General features: G+C 36.8%; 20 protein-coding genes. 6 read left to right on the top strand and 14 right to left on the bottom strand.

The annotated features are described in order from the left end of the window. Nucleotides 1–3 precede the first annotated feature (3 nt). Together AAOP42_RS21180 and AAOP42_RS21175 are read left to right on the top strand one after the other, a co-directional pair. Entirely contained in the window at nt 4–294 is a 291-nt protein-coding gene (locus tag AAOP42_RS21180) for a hypothetical protein (protein WP_349530588.1), read from the top strand. Continuing rightward, nucleotides 294–2,366: a MutS-related protein gene (locus tag AAOP42_RS21175; protein ID WP_349530587.1), complete on the top strand. Its 2,073-nt coding sequence runs from the start codon at nt 294–296 to the stop codon at nt 2,364–2,366. Before AAOP42_RS21180 ends, AAOP42_RS21175 begins: the two co-directional genes overlap by 1 nt. Before the next feature lie 84 nt (nt 2,367–2,450). On the opposite strand, the gene AAOP42_RS21170 is transcribed toward AAOP42_RS21175, so the two are convergent. The 6 genes from AAOP42_RS21170 to AAOP42_RS21145 form a co-directional block, all read right to left on the bottom strand. After that, nucleotides 2,451–3,095: an alpha/beta hydrolase gene (locus AAOP42_RS21170; protein ID WP_349530586.1), complete on the bottom strand. Its 645-nt coding sequence runs from the start codon at nt 3,093–3,095 to the stop codon at nt 2,451–2,453. A gap of 8 nt (nt 3,096–3,103) precedes the next feature. Next, a complete protein-coding gene (locus AAOP42_RS21165; RefSeq protein WP_349530585.1) occupies nt 3,104–3,439 on the bottom strand; it encodes a cupin domain-containing protein in 336 nt (111 codons plus the stop codon). Between the two features lie 6 nt (nt 3,440–3,445). Continuing rightward, nucleotides 3,446–4,108, bottom strand: a complete 663-nt coding sequence (locus AAOP42_RS21160) for a hypothetical protein (RefSeq protein WP_349530584.1) — start codon at nt 4,106–4,108, stop codon at nt 3,446–3,448. Between the two features lie 81 nt (nt 4,109–4,189). After that, on the bottom strand, nt 4,190–5,740 hold the full coding sequence (locus tag AAOP42_RS21155; protein WP_349530600.1) for a glycine--tRNA ligase: 1,551 nt from the start codon (nt 5,738–5,740) through the stop codon (nt 4,190–4,192). A gap of 200 nt (nt 5,741–5,940) precedes the next feature. Then, entirely contained in the window at nt 5,941–7,692 is a 1,752-nt protein-coding gene (locus AAOP42_RS21150; protein WP_349530583.1) for a M56 family metallopeptidase, read from the bottom strand. 124 nt (nt 7,693–7,816) lie between these two features. Then, entirely contained in the window at nt 7,817–8,044 is a 228-nt protein-coding gene (locus AAOP42_RS21145; protein ID WP_349530582.1) for a BlaI/MecI/CopY family transcriptional regulator, read from the bottom strand. 368 nt (nt 8,045–8,412) lie between these two features. Here AAOP42_RS21145 and AAOP42_RS21140 point away from each other — a divergent pair, with 368 nt between their 5' ends. After that, nucleotides 8,413–8,565, top strand: a complete 153-nt coding sequence (locus AAOP42_RS21140; RefSeq protein WP_349530581.1) for a hypothetical protein — start codon at nt 8,413–8,415, stop codon at nt 8,563–8,565. Between the two features lie 6 nt (nt 8,566–8,571). Here AAOP42_RS21140 and AAOP42_RS21135 read toward each other — a convergent pair whose 3' ends face one another. The 6 genes from AAOP42_RS21135 to AAOP42_RS21110 form a co-directional block, all read right to left on the bottom strand. Then, nucleotides 8,572–8,766 carry a hypothetical protein gene (locus tag AAOP42_RS21135; protein WP_349530580.1) on the bottom strand — a complete coding sequence of 65 codons (195 nt, stop codon included), beginning with the start codon at nt 8,764–8,766 and terminating at the stop codon, nt 8,572–8,574. A 75-nt stretch (nt 8,767–8,841) separates the two neighbouring features. Further along, complete coding sequence (gene metG, locus AAOP42_RS21130) at nt 8,842–10,899, bottom strand: methionine--tRNA ligase (RefSeq protein ID WP_349530579.1); 2,058 nt, start codon at nt 10,897–10,899, stop codon at nt 8,842–8,844. Between the two features lie 276 nt (nt 10,900–11,175). Next, the gene (gene rseP / locus AAOP42_RS21125) at nt 11,176–12,495 is read right to left on the bottom strand and encodes an RIP metalloprotease RseP (protein WP_349530578.1); all 1,320 of its coding nucleotides are present in this window, start codon (nt 12,493–12,495) and stop codon (nt 11,176–11,178) included. Continuing rightward, nucleotides 12,495–13,658 (bottom strand): 1-deoxy-D-xylulose-5-phosphate reductoisomerase, encoded by a 1,164-nt coding sequence (locus AAOP42_RS21120; RefSeq protein ID WP_349530577.1) that lies wholly within the window; start codon nt 13,656–13,658, stop codon nt 12,495–12,497. Before AAOP42_RS21120 ends, rseP begins: the two co-directional genes overlap by 1 nt. Nucleotides 13,659–13,728: 70 nt before the next feature. Next, complete coding sequence (locus AAOP42_RS21115) at nt 13,729–15,225, bottom strand: GH3 auxin-responsive promoter family protein (RefSeq protein ID WP_349530576.1); 1,497 nt, start codon at nt 15,223–15,225, stop codon at nt 13,729–13,731. Between the two features lie 104 nt (nt 15,226–15,329). After that, nucleotides 15,330–16,124, bottom strand: a complete 795-nt coding sequence (locus tag AAOP42_RS21110; RefSeq protein ID WP_349530575.1) for a Fic family protein — start codon at nt 16,122–16,124, stop codon at nt 15,330–15,332. 249 nt (nt 16,125–16,373) lie between these two features. Here AAOP42_RS21110 and AAOP42_RS21105 point away from each other — a divergent pair, with 249 nt between their 5' ends. The 3 genes from AAOP42_RS21105 to AAOP42_RS21095 all read left to right on the top strand — a co-directional run bounded on the left by AAOP42_RS21105 (nt 16,374) and on the right by AAOP42_RS21095 (nt 17,613). Next, entirely contained in the window at nt 16,374–16,712 is a 339-nt protein-coding gene (locus AAOP42_RS21105) for an outer membrane beta-barrel protein (RefSeq protein WP_349530574.1), read from the top strand. A gap of 233 nt (nt 16,713–16,945) precedes the next feature. Next, nucleotides 16,946–17,194, top strand: coding sequence for a DUF6364 family protein (locus AAOP42_RS21100; RefSeq protein ID WP_349530573.1), 249 nt, complete (start codon nt 16,946–16,948; stop codon nt 17,192–17,194). Next, entirely contained in the window at nt 17,191–17,613 is a 423-nt protein-coding gene (locus AAOP42_RS21095; protein WP_349530572.1) for a type II toxin-antitoxin system VapC family toxin, read from the top strand. The genes AAOP42_RS21100 and AAOP42_RS21095 overlap by 4 nt, the downstream gene beginning before the upstream one ends. Nucleotides 17,614–17,625: 12 nt before the next feature. On the opposite strand, the gene AAOP42_RS21090 is transcribed toward AAOP42_RS21095, so the two are convergent. Both AAOP42_RS21090 and AAOP42_RS21085 read right to left on the bottom strand, forming a co-directional pair. Next, nucleotides 17,626–18,330 (bottom strand): LytR/AlgR family response regulator transcription factor, encoded by a 705-nt coding sequence (locus AAOP42_RS21090; protein WP_349530571.1) that lies wholly within the window; start codon nt 18,328–18,330, stop codon nt 17,626–17,628. Next, nucleotides 18,330–19,379, bottom strand: coding sequence for a sensor histidine kinase (locus AAOP42_RS21085; protein WP_349530570.1), 1,050 nt, complete (start codon nt 19,377–19,379; stop codon nt 18,330–18,332). The genes AAOP42_RS21090 and AAOP42_RS21085 overlap by 1 nt, the downstream gene beginning before the upstream one ends. Nucleotides 19,380–19,437: the final 58 nt, after the last annotated feature.

Below are 19,437 nucleotides of genomic sequence, written 5' to 3'. Positions count from 1 at the left end.
TAAATGAAATTAATACTACTTTATTATAAGGAGCTTCATTATTTCAACTTACCATTTTCAGCTTTGTTAGGTATATCTGGCTTGGCTGTAGGGCTTGACTTTCTCAGTACCTTTATTGTATCCTCTATAACTGTCGGTTTTTTGTTGTCAGTGTATTTTTATGAAATTAGGTATGCAGACAGGTATTATTTCTATTTCAATCGAGGAATTTCAAAGCTGAAGCTTTTAACAATTACTTATCTTATCGATGTTTTGCTACTCATCTTTTACTTTGTGACTAAAGCTTTGGTGTGATGGGAAAGCATGAACTTGAAGCAGATAGTATAATCAAGAGTTATGGGCATATAAAAGTTCTCTCCAATGTATATTTAAAATGTAGTACAGGAGAGGTTTTAGGTATATTGGGTAGAAACGGGTGCGGAAAATCAACACTTCTCAAAATCATATATGGAACGGAACATACGCACGACAAAAGCATAAGGGTTAACAAAAGGGTATATTCAAAACTGTATGAGGCTAGAGGTTTAGCAGCATATTTACCACAGAAGGCTTTTTTGCCGAAAGGAATTTCTCTAAGGCGAATTGCTGCTATTTTTATCGATGCTAAAGATAAAAGGAATGAAATCTTAAATGATAAAAGAATTAGCAAGCACCTTAATAAAGATGTTTCTGAACTTTCAGGTGGTGAATTAAGGTATTTCGAAGTTTTATTACTGGTAAACCTTCCTGTTAAGTTTATACTTTTAGATGAACCATTTTCTGGAATTGAACCTCTATACAGGGAAGCGATCAAGGAGCTCATAGATCAGCACAGTTCAGGTAAAGGATTTATAATAACCGATCACGACTATAGGAATATTATTGAGGCAAGTGATCGAATTATACTTTTGACAAATGGGTCGTGTAAACCGATTGAGCAGCTTGAACAGTTGGAAGATTTGAAGTATTTACCAGTAGGAACGTTCACCGCAAAAACCAATTCAGAAGACAATGAAATCTCTGAATTATCATTCTTAGCAGACCAACAAACTTTGAAAGATCTTGATTTGTTTGAAAATGGCACTCCAGGTTCTTTGTTGGCTCTTTTCGATCAGGTACAGACCAAAGGTGGAAGGGAGGTGCTTCATAAAATGTTCAAAACACCAAGTCAAAATTTGAACGTTCTAAAATCCAGAAGAGACTCTATTCAGTTCTTTTATGCAAGCAAAACCCAATTGCTATTGGATAGTAAGCAAATTGACTTTGTTGAATATTACATTACTTCTGACATTTCAATTTCAAAAGATAGCAAGCTAAACTCTTTTATTTCCAATATTGAAAACAGGTATAGGGTAACAAATGATTACTATATCAAAGAGACGGGAATTGAAAAGACCATCGGTTTTTTAAACTACCTAAATTCACTTTTAGGAGAGTTTGCTAAGGAAAATTTACCAATGTATTTGTCAAAGGTATTATATGAGATAGAAGAAACCCTTGGCAAGGAAGAAATTCGAAGAATTAGGCAGACCTATGATACTAACTCTGGCATATTCTATTTAGGCAAGTATGATTGCACCTTTAGAAAACAGGCTAAAGATGACATATTGTTTCTTTTAAATTGCCTGTATGAGCTGGAAGCGTATGCATCAATTGCCACTGCTATGAGCCAATATAATTTGGTGTGCCCTGAGTATGTGGACTCAACCGATCCTATGGTAGAAATTGGAGGTATGTTTCATCCTTCTATTGTTACTCCTGTTTCCAATGACATCAAAATGAGTCCTGCCAAAAATTTATGTTTTTTGACAGGAGCCAATATGTCTGGAAAATCTACTTTTCTTAAATCTTTCGGTATCTGTGTTTATCTGGCTCACTTAGGGTTTCCTGTTCCTGCAAAGAAAATGAGTACTTCTATATTCAATGGACTGAACACTACTATCAACCTCTCGGACGATATTAATAAAGGTTACAGTCATTTTTATAGTGAAGTAAAAAGAGTAAAGGATGCCGCTTTATCAATTAAGAAAAACAACAAAATGATTTTTATTTTTGACGAACTCTTCAGGGGGACAAGTGTGAAAGATGCCTTTGATGCTTCTTTTATGGTTACTTCTGGGTTTTTAAAGATTCATTTAAGCTTATTTCTAATATCTACTCATATTGTTGAAATAGCAACTGAGCTTAAAGAGCACGAAAATGTCATATTCAAATGTTTCCAAACAAAATTTCAAAATGACATGCCAGTATATGATTACAAGCTCAAGGATGGAGTGTCAAAAGAAAGCTTGGGGCTGGTTATAGTAAAAAACGAAAAGATATTGGAGATTTTGAAAGAAGCTGCTGAGAACCAAAAAAGAATAGAGGAGGGGAATAAAAATATTTGAGTGGCGAAAGGATGATTTTTGGCACTATTATCTAAACGAATACATTTTAATCCGGATTTAAAATATGTTTCCAGATATAGTGTCTCAAATTAATTTGAATTCTCTGTTCAGGATTTCACTGACCTCTTCGACTCGGTTTCCAATCATGAAATGTCCGGCATTTTTAACTTCAATGTATTCTACATTGAGGGGAGCTGGAAGTAATCTGTCTTTATCACCATGAATTCTTAATGTATTTGGTGCTATATCCATATTTTTCCATTCCAGTATCTTTTTTACAGACAGCTTAGTGAACTTTTTGTCAATTCCTCCAATGATTTCAGTGATCATTCTTTTGCCTTCTTTTGTATTGATCCCAAAAAACCAAAATATGATGAATGGAGGAACAGTAAAAAATGTAGAAGGGACAAGATAAATGATTTTTGTGTTGCCTAAAAACTTCAAAGTCCAGGGCAATTCCTTTCTGGTAGCAGTGGATGAAATCAGAATGGTCTTTTCCGGGCGAATGAACTTGTTCATTTCAGTTGCCAGCATACCTCCGTAAGATACCCCGATCAACACGAACGGCTCACTGGTATCAACCTGATCACAAAGTTTGTGCGCATAGTCTTGAAGCGTTTCGGATACATTTGTTGGCATCCATTTGACAGGCACATATTCGAAATCAAGCTTGAGCTGGTGAAATACTTTTTCATTGGCTCCAATGCCGCTAATGCAGTATGCTTTCATCTTTTATTTTACAAAAAGTCCTCCCTGATAGGTGAAAAACTGTCCACCAAACGAGCTGTTTTTGTCAGCAACTTTATGGTATGCAACTTACCAGAAGGCACTACAAACATATCGCCTGCTTTCAAGTGTTCATCGGGCTCACCTTCACAATAAAATATGATTTCACCCTCAGCTATGTATGAAGTTTGTACATGAGAATGTGAGTGAGGAGGTTCCTTTTCCTTCCAGGGGCCATCAGAAAAATCCAATAATACTGTCATTAAATCCCCTGTATGAATGATTTTTCTTTCCAATCCTTTGCGAACTATTTTCGCCTCCGTGTTGTCAAATTTCAATATCGGCATATCTATTTAATTGATGATTTCAATTTTCTGATTTAGGATAATAGCATGAGACTGATCTCTCCAAAAACTTTTGTTCAGGTATTTTTGAGTGATGAACTCTTCAAGTCCTTTATCGCTCGTATCTGCACTCAGGAGGGCTAACTCAATCTTGTTTTTTAAATTTTCTTTGATTTCTTCCAAGTCAGGAATTACCCAAAAAGAATCCTGAAAGTCAATTTTAAATTCCCCATGGTAGTTAACTTTGATTCCATTTTCTTCAACTTCCCTCACATCTATCTCATACACTTTGTCAATGTTGTCGATTGCCTCTTGCACGTCTTTTTTTGCCAGGTTTAAAAGCAAAAGCGTATTGAAAGACACCTCTTTCCCACTTGATTTTATTCTTTCCAGTCCATCTTTCAATTTGGACAAGTTACCACCTGCGATGTGGTAATCGACCAGAGAACCCAAATAAACATTTCTGTCAATTTTACGCAGGTCTGCTGCAGTATTTAGAAACTCATTTGGCAGCTCTGGAATGTTGGAAAGGGCATGTGCTTCTTTTAGGGTAATATTTACTCCTAATTTTCGAGCTTTAAGTTGTGTTTTTATTATTGGTGTCAATATCACAACTAAAAACACTACCAAAACAAGTAATGACACAAAAATGAGTAGAGTATAAAATCCCATAATAGAGAATAGCTATTTTGGCTTAATTTAAACAAATTAAGAAACTCTCAATTAAAGCGTGGGATATAAATCTTGTCTTGGTTAATTCACCGATCTCAACAAAGCTTTGATTGAAACCGCTTCTTCTATCTCATTCACCACGTCTTTTACAGAAACCCTTCTTTGCTCCATGCTATCTCTTTCTCGTATTGTAACTGTGTTATCCTCCAGTGTCTGATGATCTACGGTGATACAATAGGGAGTCCCAATAGTATCTTGCCTCCTGTACCTTCTACCTATCGCATCTTTACCATCATACTGCACATTAACTGACATTTTTAGTTCATCCAATATCTCATGTGCTTTCTCTGGAAGGCCATCTTTGTTGAGCAAAGGCAATACTGCGGCTTTGATTGGTGCCAATACTGGTGGTATCTTCAATACCGTTCTGCTGCTGCCATCTTCTAATGTTTCTTCCTGAAAAGCTGAAGTCAATACAGCCAAAAACATCCTGTCCAGCCCAATTGAGGTTTCTACTACATAAGGCACATACGATTTTTCTTCCTCGTTATCAAAAAACTGTAGTTTTTTACCTGAATATTCTTCGTGAGCTTTTAAGTCAAAATCCGTTCTGGAATGAATTCCTTCAAGTTCTTTGAATCCCATTGGAAAATCAAACTCTATATCACATGCTGCATTGGCATAATGTGCCAGATTGAGGTGGTCATGATATCGATAGCTGTCTTCTCCCAGACCAAGAGCTTTGTGCCATGCGAGCCTTTTTGCTTTCCAATGTTCATACCACTCCATTTCTGTTCCCGGCTTTACGAAAAATTGCATTTCCATCTGCTCAAACTCCCGCATACGAAATATAAACTGACGGGCTATAATTTCATTTCTAAAAGCTTTTCCTGTTTGGGCTATCCCAAAAGGAAGCTTCATCCTACCCGTTTTCTGCACATTGAGGTAGTTGACAAAAATACCCTGAGCGGTTTCAGGCCTTAAATAAATTTTGCTCGCTCCATCTGCCAATGATCCCAATTCTGTTGAGAACATGAGGTTGAATTGACGTACTTCTGTCCAGTTTTTAGAGCCACTTATCGGATCTGCTATTCCCAATTCTTCAATTAGCAATTTCAAATCATCAAAATCCTCTTCCTCTAAGTCTCTTTTAAATCGTGAATTGATGTCATCTATTTTCTTAACATTATCCAGCACCCTTGGATTGGTTTCTTTAAACTGCTTTTCATCAAAATCATTACCAAATTTCTTGGCTGCTTTATCTACCTCTTTGTTGATCTTGGCTTCAATCTTGGCGATGTGATCTTCAATCAGCACATCCGCACGGTAACGTTTTTTAGAATCTTTATTATCAATCAATGGATCATTGAAAGCATCTACGTGACCGGAAGCCTTCCATGTAGTTGGATGCATAAAAATGGAAGCATCCAGCCCTACTATATTTTCATTCATCTGCACCATGGCTTTCCACCAATAGCTGCGGATGTTATTCTTCAACTCCACACCGTACTGACCGTAATCATACGTAGCACTCAGCCCATCATATATTTCGCTTGATGGAAACACAAAACCATACTCCTTAGCGTGAGCTATGATCTTTTTCAACAAATTAGGATCGTCATTTTTTGCCATAGCCGCAAAGATATACCAATCCATAAATTCTGGAATAAAAACCTTGAGTAATCCAAAGCAAGCGCATTTAAAAGTGAAAACTCCTTAAAGCACCTTATACTTGTACCTTTTAAAGTCACAGACAACTCTAAGAGACCCCTGAACGGGTCAGAGGATAGCAAGTATTTTTAAATGCTATTTCCCATTTGGTTAATCAAGATTCATTCTTCAGCATTTTCGTAATATTCAAATTCGAACTGAACGGTATATTCCGGCTTTCCATATCGGTTGAAAACTTCAGTACGAATTTTAACCCCAGAGTCATTGTAGTAGTATTTTCTGGTATTGACCAATTCAGTATTTACATATTTCTCTGTTTTACTGAGTTTTCCCTCATTATATTCAAATTTAAATTGAGCACTTTTTCCAGAAACACCGACTATTTTATCTCCCTGATATGAAAAATAATCGTCAATGACGATATGACGATTATTGGCAATATGAGAGTATTTAGAAACCAACTTTCCCTGATAATCGAACGTTTCTTTAAAACTGTATCCCCAATCTTTCAATGGAAAATCATCATTTTTTTCAGTAAAGAAGATCTCTGTTGGAAATCCGCTTTCATTAGTTTCAGTATTGCAGTCGAATGTGCTTTTGTTTTGAAAATCATATAATTTCCTTTTCTCAGGGATTGCAGCTATGTATTTAGGCCAGTCATTGCCATATAAAATTGAATTTTCAGCTATCTCAAAAGGCAGCCCGTCCATTACCTGAAGTAGATTTTTTAAGTCTGGTTCAACATAAAAATCCATCACAACAGGTTCTTCAAAATTATAGGGGTAGTTCAGGTATTTTTCCACCTTTTCCAAAGAACCATCAGGAAGAAAAAAAGCTTTTGAAATCAAGCGAGTATTTTTATGTTCCAAATCATCATAATGGCCTAAAAATCTGGTGCTAATAGATTTAATATTCTTTATCGTTTCCCTATTCCCATTGAAGCTGGTAATAGGATCAATAACATCTTCATGCAACTCACAGCTGAATTGCCAAACTACCAGAGACAATATTAGAAAAATCATACTGATTCGAACTTTAGATATTTTTTTATAGGGTTGATCCAAAAGTTGTGTGATACGATACTTGATATTACTCGATGCAAAATGATTAGCGTTCAACATCCTGAAATTCGAATTAGCTAATGAAAGCAATGTAAAAGAGTACTCCTTTACATCATTTTTTTGTGATGCCAACACGTCTGCTTCCAACTCATGATTCAGTTCAATTTCTTTTCTAAACAACCAATAGAAAGGATTTACCCATAGTAGTGTACAGCAAAGTTCAGACAATAAAACATCAAAACTATGAAGCCTCTGAACGTGCGCTCTTTCATGTGCATATATCACAGCAAACTCATCCTTATCCCGGTATTTTTCTGCTATCACAATAAAATTGAAAAATGAAGCTCCTGTAATTTTGTTAGATCGATCCAGGTATATGGTATCTCCATTATATAAGATTTTTGATGATCTTTTCAATACACGATAAAATGAAAACAGTTGTGAAAGCAAACGCCAAAAGAAAATAAAGGCGAGTCCAAAATATGTCCATGTAGCAAAATCCTTGGAGTTGGTGATTACGAGATTTTCATCTGGTAGAATAGTCTTGCTCTCCGTCAATGTTAATGGTTCAGATTTTCTTGCCAATACCTCATCATAAGGTTTTTTCGGTTTGATAGAGTCATCTATATACTGTTTTATACTTTTTGGAGGAGTGGAAAAGATGCTTACTTCTTGGGGAAGTGTAATGTCGATATGTATTAGTGGGATAATTGTAGAAAGGAATATCGCTGTTATTAAAAAATACCGCTTGAATGAATGGCTGGAATATCGCTTATAAAGCAATCGATAGCTAGTAAAAAATATAGCCATAAGCACTATATTCTGTATCAGATAGAATGTAAATTCCTTCATGGTTTTACTTTGGTATTTATAAGGTTCTTAATTTCTTCTATGTCATTTTCCGACTATTCGCCATGTGAGAAACAATACTTGAATAGGATCCATCGAAATAATCAGAAATAGCGGACTTGAATAACTATGTCCGGTATTCATTTTTAGATAAAATAGCGAAGTATCGATGGGTTCTTCTAAAGGACTCATTCCCGACCATTCCTTTATCAACGAGCACTCTCATAATTAATGATACTGTATTATATAGTGGTTTTGAGTCAGGTAGCTTCTCAATTATTTCTTTTACAAATGCCTTTTTACACTTCCATAGCCAATGCATAATTGGTTCTTCCGCTTTTGCTAATTTTTCCATTCTCAAACATATAACTAAAAAATAAGTTATAAAACTGATTCACTAGTTATAAAACTTATTGACACGAAACACTATAATAAAATCCCTTTTTATCAATCTAATTGTAAGAGAGAAATGGCATTAAAGGATCAGTGGGGGAGAGATAACAATCAGGTATTGGAGTAGTTTAACGGTTCTTATCTTTTATCGAATTTGAGTTATTCTACTCCGCTAAATCAAATTAGAGCACAAGCGTCTCGCTTGTGCTAGGGGAGAAGTATTGGAAAGCCTGCAAATATTCAAGTGCCAGAGGCTATTCGGGTAAGAAAGAATTATTGTCACTCATAAATGATTGAATGAAAGATGCTGTGTCGAAGACACTGGTTTTCATGAGAAGTTTCAAGTCATCCTTCGGAAGACTTAAAACAACAGGCTGGCTAAAGACAGGAAATAAACAGGAAGCGTTTATTTCTGCTCAAAAATTGCTCAAAAACAAATTTAAAGACCCATACTACTGGGGTGTTTTTGTGATGATGAATTAAAATTACTTATGACAAATTGTTGACCTGTCGTTCCAGTTTTGATAATCTTTCCTCTAGGTCGAAATAATTTGACTCTATAAAGTCATAAAATTCATAGTTTCTTTGATTGAGTTCTTCAAATCCTTTTTGAAGGAACTTTATGCTCGCATCAATTTGATTTTTATGTCTTTCTAGCTCTCTTTTAAATTCAGTTCTATCCATTTTAGATATATCCTTTTCTTAAAGGTAGAAGAAAATAATCACAATTACCTAGGCAAAACATTTTTCTAGCAGTCTTTAACTCACCATTGCCCCATTGTCCGCCAAATCATTTGGTTGTAAGAGTTTCAAGCTACCGTCTTTATTTTCTGCCATCAGGATCATGCCCTGACTTTCCACACCCATTATTTTTCTTGGGGCGAGATTGGCCAATATGGTCACTTGCTTGCCAATCATTTCTTCAGGGCTGTAGTGCTTGGCAATGCCACTAAGGATGGTTCTTTTGTCCATGCCTGTATCTACCAAAAATTTCAACAGCTTGTTGGATTTAGGTACTGCTTCCGCTTCCAAAATAGTACCTACACGAATATCCATTTTCAGAAAGTCATCAAATGCTATCTCTTCTTTTTGGGGAGTTACTTCTTTGGCTTCCACAGTCACGGGTTTTTTCAGTTTGTCGATTTGTTTTTGTATTTCTTCATCTTCTATTTTATCAAATAGCAGAGTAGCTTCGTTTATTGCATTTTCGGCAACCAGCAATGTGTCGGATCCGGCATTGTCCCAATCCGAAACGTCAACATTGAGGAGTTTCCCTAATTTCTCAGATGTTCGGGGTAAAAATGGTGCTGCCACTATGGACAAACTCGCTGCTATTTGTAGCCCAATATTTAATATTGTTGCAGTCCTTTCTTGATCCGTTTTGATGACTTTCCAAGGTTCTGTGTCTGCCAGGTACTTGTTGCCCAGTCTGGCAAGATCCATCACATAGCTCAGTGCTTCTCTGAACCTGAATTTTTCAATAGACTCTGCAATTTTATCCGGAAACTGCTTGAGCTCCTCCAAAGTCTGTGTGTCGATAGCTTCCAATGCTCCGGCTTGAGGAACTTTCCCTTCAAAAAACTTATGAGTAAGCACGACTGCCCGATTGACGAAATTACCTAAAATGGCTACTAGTTCACTGTTGTTTCTCGTTTGGTAATCCTTCCAGGTAAAGTCATTGTCTTTTGTTTCCGGAGCGGTAGCGCAAAGCACATAGCGCAATACGTCTTCTTTTCCCGGAAAATCTTCAAGGTATTTGTCTAACCATACCGCCCAGTTTCTGGACGTAGAGAGCTTTTCTCCTTCCAGGTTGAGGAATTCATTGGCTGGTACATTTTCGGGCAGAATATACCCTCCATGAGCATGGAGTATGGAAGGAAAAATGATGCAATGAAACACTATGTTGTCTTTCCCTATAAAGTGTATCAGGCAAGCATCGTCCTCTTCATTGTCGTGTTTTTTCCAGTAGTCTTCCCAGTTTTTTCCATTGTCGATGGCCCACTGCTTGGTGGCAGAGATGTAGCCGATGGGGGCATCCAGCCACACATACAATTTTTTTCCAACAGCTTCTTTCAAAGGAACATCCACTCCCCAGTCCAGATCTCTGGTCATGGCGCGAGGTTGCAGGCCTTCTTTGAGCCACGAACTGCACTGTCCATAAACATTAGATTTCCATTCCCCTTTTTTGCCTTCTATCAGCCACTCTTCCAGCCAGGGCTGGTATTTGTCCAAAGGTAAAAACCAATGCTTGGTCGTTTTAAGTACAGGTGTTTTTCCGCTCAATGTGGATACCGGATTGATCAGGTCAGTAGGGCTCAAAGAGGAGCCGCACTTTTCGCACTGATCTCCATAAGCACTGTCATGGCCACATTTTGGACAGGTGCCAGTTACATACCTGTCAGCGAGGAATTGTTTGTATTCCTCATCGTAAAATTGTTCCGATTCTATTTCTTCAAATTCACCCTTTTCATACAAATTGGTGAAAAATCCCTGTGAAGTTTCGTGGTGAATCTTCGCTGAAGTGCGGTGGTATATGTCAAAAGAAATACCAAATTTCTCAAAAGTACTTTTATTCAATTCATGGTACTTGTCGATGATTGCCTGAGGGGTAGTACTCTCTTTTTTGGCCTTAATGGTAATGGCAGCACCATGTTCGTCACTTCCACACACATAGAGTACGTCTTTTTGCTTCGATCTCAAATACCGGACATAAATGTCGGCGGGTAAATAAGCTCCTGCTATATGTCCAATGTGTAATGGGCCGTTTGCGTAGGGCAAGGCCGAGGTAATGGTATATCTTTTGTAATCTTTTCGCACTGACACTTTTTTTGCGCAAAGATAGAAGTATTGTTTGACATAAATAAGCCAACCCTTTTCTAAGAATGCAATACTGGTCTAAAAATGGAAAAGCCGTAATCAACTGTGGGAATTTGGCTTTACTAAACTTTCAAAGTTTAGTAAAGCCAAATTTTATGAACTCCTTTTATAAGATGTTTTGGTTTAATCACTTGCTCTAAAAATGTATCACATTCGTTCCTAAAACAAAGCAAAACAGACAAAAAATGTTTTTTATGGGAGGTATGTAGCTGTTTTCTAAAAAATTGACTGAAAGATGTCATTGAAAATGGCAAATCCCATGATGCCGAGTAGCAGTATCATGCCTACTTTTTGGGCATTTTCTAAGAATTGATCTGAAGGTTTTCTACCCGATACCATTTCGTAAGTCAGGAAGACTACATGCCCGCCATCCAGTGCCGGTATGGGCAGGAAATTCATAAATGCAAGGATCATGGATAGTAGTCCTGTAATATTCCAGAACTTCACCCAACTCCATGTACCTCCATAAATCTGTGCTATTCTGATAGGGCCACTTAGTGATTTTGACAGAGATACTTCTCCGCGGAATATTTTCCCAAAGCCAAGAATATTTACCCATACTTTCCCGAAAGCTTCTTCCGTTCCTTTTACTGTAGCTTCTGCCAAGTTGTAGTCGTAGTGAGAGTAGTTCAATAGTGATACGGGATAGAATCCCAGAGTGCCGTCTTCATCTACCTGTATGTTCAGAGATTCTTCTTTTCCTGATTTTCGCTTTACTACTGCGGTAATTTCCGTATCTGAACTTTTATCCAGTACCTCTTTTAGCTCATGGAAATAGGTAATCGGTTGCCCATTTATCGATACAAACTTATCTCCCTCTTTCAATCCTCCTTTGTCAGCTCCGGTACCGACCATCACTTGCCCCACTTCAAAAGGAAGAAGAAAGCTAATAAACCTGCCTTTGTTTTCCTTATCAGAATATTTGTCTAAAAAAGTGATGGGTATATTGATGGTTATTTTTTCATTTCCTCTTTGCACCAGATACGATGCGTTTTCAGCCATGATAGTTTCAGGACTGATAAGGTCAGTGAATTCTTTAAAATCTTTTCCGTTGACTTCTAATACTTTATCTCCGGTTTTAAAACCGATTTCCTGCCCTAATTCATAAGCCAAAATACCGTGTTTGTTCAGTTCTTCTTTGGTGACGATAGACTCTCCCTGACTGTAAAAAAGACCTATGAATATGAGGATGCCTGTGATCACGTTTACAATGATTCCACCCATCATTACGATAAGTCTCTGCCAGGCTGGTTTAGCCCTGAACTCCCATGGATCAGGTTCGGCTTTCATGTTTTTGGTGTCGAGCGATTCATCGATCATTCCCGATATTTTTACAAATCCTCCAAGCGGTATGGCTCCAATGGAATACTCGGTTTCACCGTATTGAAATCCCCATATTTTTGGAGGAAACCCAATTGAAAACTTCTCAACTCTCATACCAAATGCTTTGGCGGCAATCAAATGTCCCCACTCGTGTACTCCTACTAAAATTGAAAGACCCAAAATCAATTGGGCAGTCATTACTAATCCTTCCATTAATTAATTATTTCTAAAGCTTTTATTCTTGTTTCTTTATCTGTGTTAACATAATCTTCGATGCTGGGCTGAGAGATGTGTGGTAATATTCCCATACATTTTTCAACAACATCTGACATTTCGAGGAAACCAATTTTGTCGCTTAAAAAACCTTCTACAGCGATTTCATTTGCTGCATTTAAGATACAAGGTTGATTGCCTCCTTTTTCCATCGCCTCATAAGCCAACTTCAAATTTCTGAACGTTTCCATGTCTGGTTGCTCAAAGGTTAATGACGGGTAATCGGCGAAGTTAAACCTTTGAAAATCAGAATCCAACCGATTGGGGTAACTTAAGGCAAATTGTATCGGTAAACGCATGTCAGGCAGTCCGAGTTGTGCTTTTATGGAGCCGTCGGTGAATTGCACCATCGAATGAATGATAGATTGAGGATGAATTACCACTTCGATTTGATCGTAGCGGACACCAAACAGCCATTTTGCTTCTATCACTTCCAGTCCCTTATTCATCAAAGAGGCTGAATCAATGGTGATTTTTGCGCCCATGTCCCAGTTGGGATGGTTTAGGGCTTGTGCTTTTGTAACGGTTTTAAGAAAGTCAGTATTTTTTCCTCTGAATGGGCCACCTGAGGCAGTCAGTATTATTTTTTCTGTTGGGTTGTGAAATTCTCCAGTCAGGCATTGAAATATGGCTGAATGTTCCGAATCTACCGGATATAAATTTACGCCTTTGTCATAAGCCAGTTTTGTGATTAGCTCGCCTGCTACCACAAGGGTTTCTTTGTTCGCCAAGGCAATGTGTTTTCCCGCTTTGATGGCAGCTATAGTGGGCATCAATCCGGCATAGCCTACTAAGGCAGTTAATACAAGGTCTATTGTGTCCATCTCAACTACACTGATGAGTGCTTTTTCCCCTGCATATACTTTTATATCGAGCGGATTTAGTGCTTCAAAAACTTCTGCATATTTATCCTCATTGGTGATGACAACAGCATTGGGGTTGAATTTTTTAGCTTGTGTAATTAAGAGTTCTGCATTGGAATTGGCAGTCAGCACTTCTACCTCGAAATGATCGGGGTTGGCAGCAATCACTTCCAGTGTTTGTGTTCCGATAGATCCGGTAGAACCCAGAATTGCGATATTCTTCTTTTCATCTTTCATCATTTCCACTTAAGAATAGTCAATTTCCAATGTTGTTTTAATATAGATTTCAATGTTGGATGGTTTCTCAGGTTCATATTTTAAATTTTATCAAAGCATCTGCAATTTTTCTGTCATTTGATAGTCGGGGAACTTTGTTTTGTCCACCAAGTTTTCCCTGAGATTTCATGTAATCTATGAAGGCATTTTTTTTCAATGGGATCAGTTTCAGTATTTCAAGAATATTGCCTGTAATTAAGTCGTCGTAATATGCATTTAATTCCTGCAATTTGGAATTGATTGCTTTGGTAAATTCTATCAGGTCAGATGGTTTTTTGTCAAATTCAATATACCATTCGTGCTGTGGCAGCCCATTTTCCGGGGCAACTTGTGGTGCTACTGTGAACTCTATTACTTCTGTTTCCGGGAAAAGAGATACGGCATGGTTCAGTGCTTTTTCTACTTCCTCACCGATCACATGCTCTCCAAAGGCCGATATAAAGTGTTTTATCCTTCCAGATACAATAATCCTGTATGGGTCTTTGGACACGAACTTCACTGTGTCTCCGATAGAGTAACCCCAGAGTCCGGCATTGCTGTTGATGATCACGGCGTAGTTGACTCCAAGTTCCACTTCTCCGATATGTAGTCGGGTAGGGTTTTCGTTGAAATATTCATCGGCAGGAATAAACTCATAGAATATACCCGAGTTTAAAAGGAATAGCAATCCTTCTGCTTCCTGACTGTCCTGAAAGGCGATAAATCCTTCGGATGCAGGGTAAGTTTCTATGGAATCTACCGATTTTCCTATACTATCAAACAGTTTGGCTTTGTAAGGCTCAAAATTTACTCCTCCATGGGCGAATAAGGAGAAATTGGGAAAAATGTCTTTGATATGCTTTCCGGTTTTCTCATTTAATTTGTCGAAATACATTTGTACCCATGGTGGTATTCCTGAGATCAGGGACATGTCTTTGTGCAAGGTCTCTTCGACAATTTTATCTACTTTGTCTTCCCAGTCTTCCATGCAATTGGTCTCGTAGCTCGGCATCTGGTTGGATCGCAGGTAGGAGGGCACATGGTGATTCACAATTCCCGATAAGCGTCCGGTATTGATTCCTGCTGTTTGATTCAATACAGGACTTCCGGAAAGGAAGATCAGGCTGCCATCAAGAAATTTACTGTTGCCTGTCTCATACACATAGTTTAGCAATGCATCTCTGGCACTGTTGATGTGGTTTGGGATGGAGTCTTTGGTGATAGGTATGTATTTGATCCCGGAGGTAGTACCGGATGTTTTAGCAAAATATTCCGGTTTCCCAGGCCAGAGTATGTCTTTTTCTCCTTTTACCACCATATTGATGTATGAGGAGAGTTGTTCGTAATCTCTTACAGGAACGTTTGATTTGAATTCCTGATGGTTGTTGACTGAGGAGAAATTATGATCTTTTCCAAATTTGGTTTGTGAGGCCTTTTTTAGAATATCCTTAAGTATTTTTTGCTGAGCACCAACAGGGTTTTGCATCCATAGTTTTTGCTTTTTTACTACATACCTGGCAAAAGGTTTACTAAGAAAAGATCGAAATCCCATTGTATTAATTGTTAGTTAAGTTGTTGTAAATTATATGGTAAACTAATCTTGAGTAGAAAAGAAAAGTGTTAGGAATAATCATTGAATATATTCTTATCTGGTAATTAAAACAGTAAAGTCATTCCTCTTCCTTTATTCATGTGATTGTTGAATCTGTCTATTTCTAAAGATAAGTATTTGATATATTGTTGATCCATAAACTCATAAAAAGGAATCAATGATTCTGAATCTCTGCTCTCCTCCAGCGCATTGAAATATTCCAACTTATCTTCATTGTACACTATAGAAAGGAGCAAATCAAAGGAATTTTGAATCATATTCATCAACAGTCTTGCGGTTCTTCCATTTCCATCATAATGTGGGTGAATACTTACCAGATTAAAATGAGCACTATAAGACAAATTTATTTGTTCTCTAAGAGAAAGTTTGTCAGACATTTTTTCGCTGAGTTGCTCGCAAAGTTTATTCAGCAGGTCAGGTACCTTGTTGTAAGCAGGGAAATATCTCTTTTGAACTAAGATCGACCCTTTTCTTAATTCTCCTTTTGAAGAATCTACTGTACCCAAAGCCGTATTGTACTTTTTGCCTGTGTTTTTCATTACAGCCTCGTTGATTAGGCATATTGTTTTTAGATTCAAAGGAGTTGAATTTTTCCCAAATTTGAGAACCATTTGCAATGCATTATGGTGGTCTTTGACCATTAATGAATGCGCTAATGGTTTGCCTTTTGGAGTAGTGCCTTCATCAATAAGAAGACTGGTTTCTTCAATAGAAAGTGTAGATCCTTCAATCTGAGTACTATGAGCTGTAATGGCATACCCATTGAACTTGTTGTAACCAACAACTTCATTTAGCTCTAAACCCTTGTACTCCTCAATATAAGATTCTACTGTTTTCATTTTTTGCTACCAAATTTGTCTTCTAGTATATTTTTTTGATGGGTTTAATTTATTAGACAGCTCATCTAAATCTTCAAATTAGCATCAATTCCAATACATGCTCAAAAGTAATAAAATGTTCGGTTTATTGAGAACCGGAAGTTCTGGCTGCAAAGCAAAGGCAGTTAAAATTTCTTACTATCCAGAACGGGTCTGGGGTCTCTTAAGGTTGATGTGATTTGAGAAGATACCGCACCAGTTTCCATAGTTGTGGTTCCTGTTATTTTTTTAGTCCCTCTAGGTTCAGAAACAATTGAATTACAATTTATAGAAATCCCAGTCAGTCTCAGGTACTATTTTCCTCTTGGGAAACTAAAAATATATGCTGACCTTGGATTGATCAATCAATATGAAGTGTCGAATGAAATTGTTAAAAACAAGTACAATATTAGTGGAAAGCTGGAGTGTGGAATCGAATACAATTTTAACCCGAAACTTGCTTTTCAATTTTTCACAGAATACAATAATGGCCTTACGAATATGTTTGAGGAATCTGATTTTAAACTTAAAACCATTTCCTTGGGGTTTGGATCGGTAAAAAAGATATAAAAACGGATTCCCTGCTGGTTTTAGGTTTCCTTAGTTGTCAGGCTTAGAAAATTGCAACTTTGTCATTGTTGTATGTGTCAGGTAATTCGAGGACAGTTTTGATTAAATAATGCTGGAGTTTTTCCATCAATACCTTGAAGTGGCCTCTTTTGATTGTAATAATAAAGGTATTGTTGAACTAAAATGATATTATACGTATAACTTAATATATTTGTACGTACATCAAGATTTCTATGGATACTAAATTGACTTTAAAGCTGAATCGGGAAATTATCGAAAAAGCAAAAGAATATGCTTCTGATAAAAAAATGAGTTTGTCTCGAATTGTGGAATCGTATCTTAAATCATTGACCTCTGAAAAGAAAACAGGGGAATTTGATATTTCGCCTTTTGTCAAGAGTATTGCTACAGGAACAAACATTCCAACTGACTTGGATCATAAAAAAGAATATTCTGATCATTTAGTTCAGAAATACAAATGAGGGAAAGAATTTTTATAGACACCAACGTCATGTTGGATTTATTGGGTGAAAGAAATCCCTTTTATGAACCAATTGCCAAAATCGCCACTTTGGCTGAAAAAAAGACGTTGACATTGGTTGTTTCACCAATTTCATTTGCTACGGTCAACTATTTTATTTCAAAATTTGAGAGTTCTAAAATTGCAAAGGAAAAATTACAAAAATTTAAGATATTAAGTGAAATCTGTCCTTTGGATCAATATACAATCGAAAAAGGATTGAATTCATCTTTCAATGATTTTGAAGATGCACTTCAATATTTTAGTGCCGTAGATTCAGACTGTAAAATAATTATTACAAGAAACGGAAGAGATTTTAAAAAATCCTTACTTCCTGTCATGACTGCTGATGAATTTTTAAGTAGCCTCTCAAAAAGATAGTTTAACAAATTATTACAGCTCCTTAAAAATCTTAGCATGAACAACATCCTTATAGCTCCTCCCAATTGGTATCAACTTATCTTTGATTTTTAGTTGGTTTCCTTCCAGTACTTCTACCTTATTGACCGGAATAATGTAGGATTTATGTACACGTAAAAACTTACCTGATGGAAGGGTGTCTTCCAGATGCTTTAATGACAACAACGAAATGATACGTTTCCCTTTTACATAGAAAGAAACATATTCTTTGAGGCCTTCTATATAGTCAATTTCATCCAGTATTATTTTGTAGGTCTTGTGTTCGGAGTTTACTGTAATGTATGTTGAGTCATTTGTGTTTTGCTTTGTGTTTCGTTTTAACGAAATAGATTTTATTGCCTTATTTACACTTTGTACAAACCTGTCGAAAGGGAAAGGCTTCAAAAGATAATCTGTCACATCTAAAGAATACCCCTCCAGTGCATATTCTGAATAGGCAGTAGTAAAAATGATATCTGCATCAACTTTTGTTGTTTTTAAGAATTCCAATCCTGTAAGGTCAGGCATTTGAATGTCAAGAAAAATCAGATCAACTTCTTGCTGATTCAACGCAGTAATGGCATCCAAAGGATTTTTAAATTGCCCAACCAGTTCCAACCCCGGTATTTTTCCTATGTATTCTTCGAGCAGCTTTCTGGCAAGTTGCTCGTCATCGATTACAATACACTTGAGTTTCATCAAACTAAGAGGTTTAATTTGACAGAGAAAGTATCAGTAGATTGTGTGATGGACAGTTCGTGATTATCCGGATAGAGTAGCGATAGCCGTCTTTTTACATTTTCAAGCCCAATTCCACCTACCTGATCCTTGGTAAATTTATTTTTTGCAATACTGTTTTCCAATTCAAATGTCACCTTATTCATTTCTGCCTTCATTTTTAGATTTATCCAGCCATTTTCCAAATCTTCTATTTTACTGTGTTTAAAACTATTTTCCAGAAATGGAATGAAAAGCATGGGTTCGATCAGGAGATCTTCTTTTTGAATATCGAATTCAGTGGCTATATTTTTAATGTGTTCGTCTTTAAGCCTTGCCAGGGCTATAAAATTTTTGAGGTAATCCACTTCTCTGCTGATCATTACTTTTTCTTTTTTACAATCGTACAACATGAATCTGAGCATGTCTGATAGCATAATGATCATTTGAGAGGTTTTGTCCGATTTGATGACGGATAAAGTATAAATATTATGGAGAGAGTTAAATAAAAAGTGTGGATTGATTTGAGACCGGAGAAACTTCAGTTCCGTATTCAGATTTTCATTCTTGAGTTGGATTGTCTCTTTTTCTTTTAATACCGCCAGTTGAGAGCTTTTGAAGGCAATAGAAGTAATGAAAATCAAAACACCTATTATCATATCTCCAAATATGGGAAAATGATTGTTGGGCTTGAAGTCTCGTTTGAGCTTCATTTGCTCATGAAACTTTTCAGGAAATTCAATGTGCACTGCATAAGAATAAACCAGAAAAAAATAGCCGTAAACCAGAACGAAAATAAGTACGCAAAAAAGAAAATAAGTAGAGTACTTTTTCTTGTAGAAAAGCTTTGGCATCATCCACTGTGTATTGACCAAAATAAGTGAACCATAAGCAATGGTCATGAACAACGAACGAGAAACGTTACTTTGCCCAAACCTGTTGGGAAGGATCAATAGAAGTAAAATGAATATGGTGAGCCATATAAGTAGGTGACTGATTGGTGTTTTATATTTTTTAATTGATTGTAACATAGTAGAGTCAAATCAAATATAGAATAAATACGATAGTGCATGCTGTGTTTTCAACCAA

The sequence above is a fragment of the Reichenbachiella sp. MALMAid0571 genome, assembly GCF_040151475.1.
Lineage (GTDB): Bacteria > Bacteroidota > Bacteroidia > Cytophagales > Cyclobacteriaceae > CAXBNB01.
Note: the sequence above shows the minus strand (reverse complement) of the source record. Positions and strands in the feature narration are given on the sequence as shown.

Coding starts and splice junctions, on each gene's coding strand:
- AAOP42_RS21180 (WP_349530588.1), top strand. CDS start 4: ATGAAATTAATACTACTTTATTATAAGGAGCTTCATTATTTCAACTTA.
- AAOP42_RS21175 (WP_349530587.1), top strand. CDS start 294: ATGGGAAAGCATGAACTTGAAGCAGATAGTATAATCAAGAGTTATGGG.
- AAOP42_RS21170 (WP_349530586.1), bottom strand. CDS start 3,095: ATGAAAGCATACTGCATTAGCGGCATTGGAGCCAATGAAAAAGTATTT.
- AAOP42_RS21165 (WP_349530585.1), bottom strand. CDS start 3,439: ATGCCGATATTGAAATTTGACAACACGGAGGCGAAAATAGTTCGCAAA.
- AAOP42_RS21160 (WP_349530584.1), bottom strand. CDS start 4,108: ATGGGATTTTATACTCTACTCATTTTTGTGTCATTACTTGTTTTGGTA.
- AAOP42_RS21155 (WP_349530600.1), bottom strand. CDS start 5,740: ATGGCAAAAAATGACGATCCTAATTTGTTGAAAAAGATCATAGCTCAC.
- AAOP42_RS21150 (WP_349530583.1), bottom strand. CDS start 7,692: ATGAAGGAATTTACATTCTATCTGATACAGAATATAGTGCTTATGGCT.
- AAOP42_RS21145 (WP_349530582.1), bottom strand. CDS start 8,044: ATGGAAAAATTAGCAAAAGCGGAAGAACCAATTATGCATTGGCTATGG.
- AAOP42_RS21140 (WP_349530581.1), top strand. CDS start 8,413: ATGAGAAGTTTCAAGTCATCCTTCGGAAGACTTAAAACAACAGGCTGG.
- AAOP42_RS21135 (WP_349530580.1), bottom strand. CDS start 8,766: ATGGATAGAACTGAATTTAAAAGAGAGCTAGAAAGACATAAAAATCAA.
- rseP (WP_349530578.1), bottom strand. CDS start 12,495: ATGGAAGGATTAGTAATGACTGCCCAATTGATTTTGGGTCTTTCAATT.
- AAOP42_RS21120 (WP_349530577.1), bottom strand. CDS start 13,658: ATGATGAAAGATGAAAAGAAGAATATCGCAATTCTGGGTTCTACCGGA.
- AAOP42_RS21115 (WP_349530576.1), bottom strand. CDS start 15,225: ATGGGATTTCGATCTTTTCTTAGTAAACCTTTTGCCAGGTATGTAGTA.
- AAOP42_RS21110 (WP_349530575.1), bottom strand. CDS start 16,124: ATGAAAACAGTAGAATCTTATATTGAGGAGTACAAGGGTTTAGAGCTA.
- AAOP42_RS21100 (WP_349530573.1), top strand. CDS start 16,946: ATGGATACTAAATTGACTTTAAAGCTGAATCGGGAAATTATCGAAAAA.
- AAOP42_RS21095 (WP_349530572.1), top strand. CDS start 17,191: ATGAGGGAAAGAATTTTTATAGACACCAACGTCATGTTGGATTTATTG.
- AAOP42_RS21090 (WP_349530571.1), bottom strand. CDS start 18,330: ATGAAACTCAAGTGTATTGTAATCGATGACGAGCAACTTGCCAGAAAG.
- AAOP42_RS21085 (WP_349530570.1), bottom strand. CDS start 19,379: ATGTTACAATCAATTAAAAAATATAAAACACCAATCAGTCACCTACTT.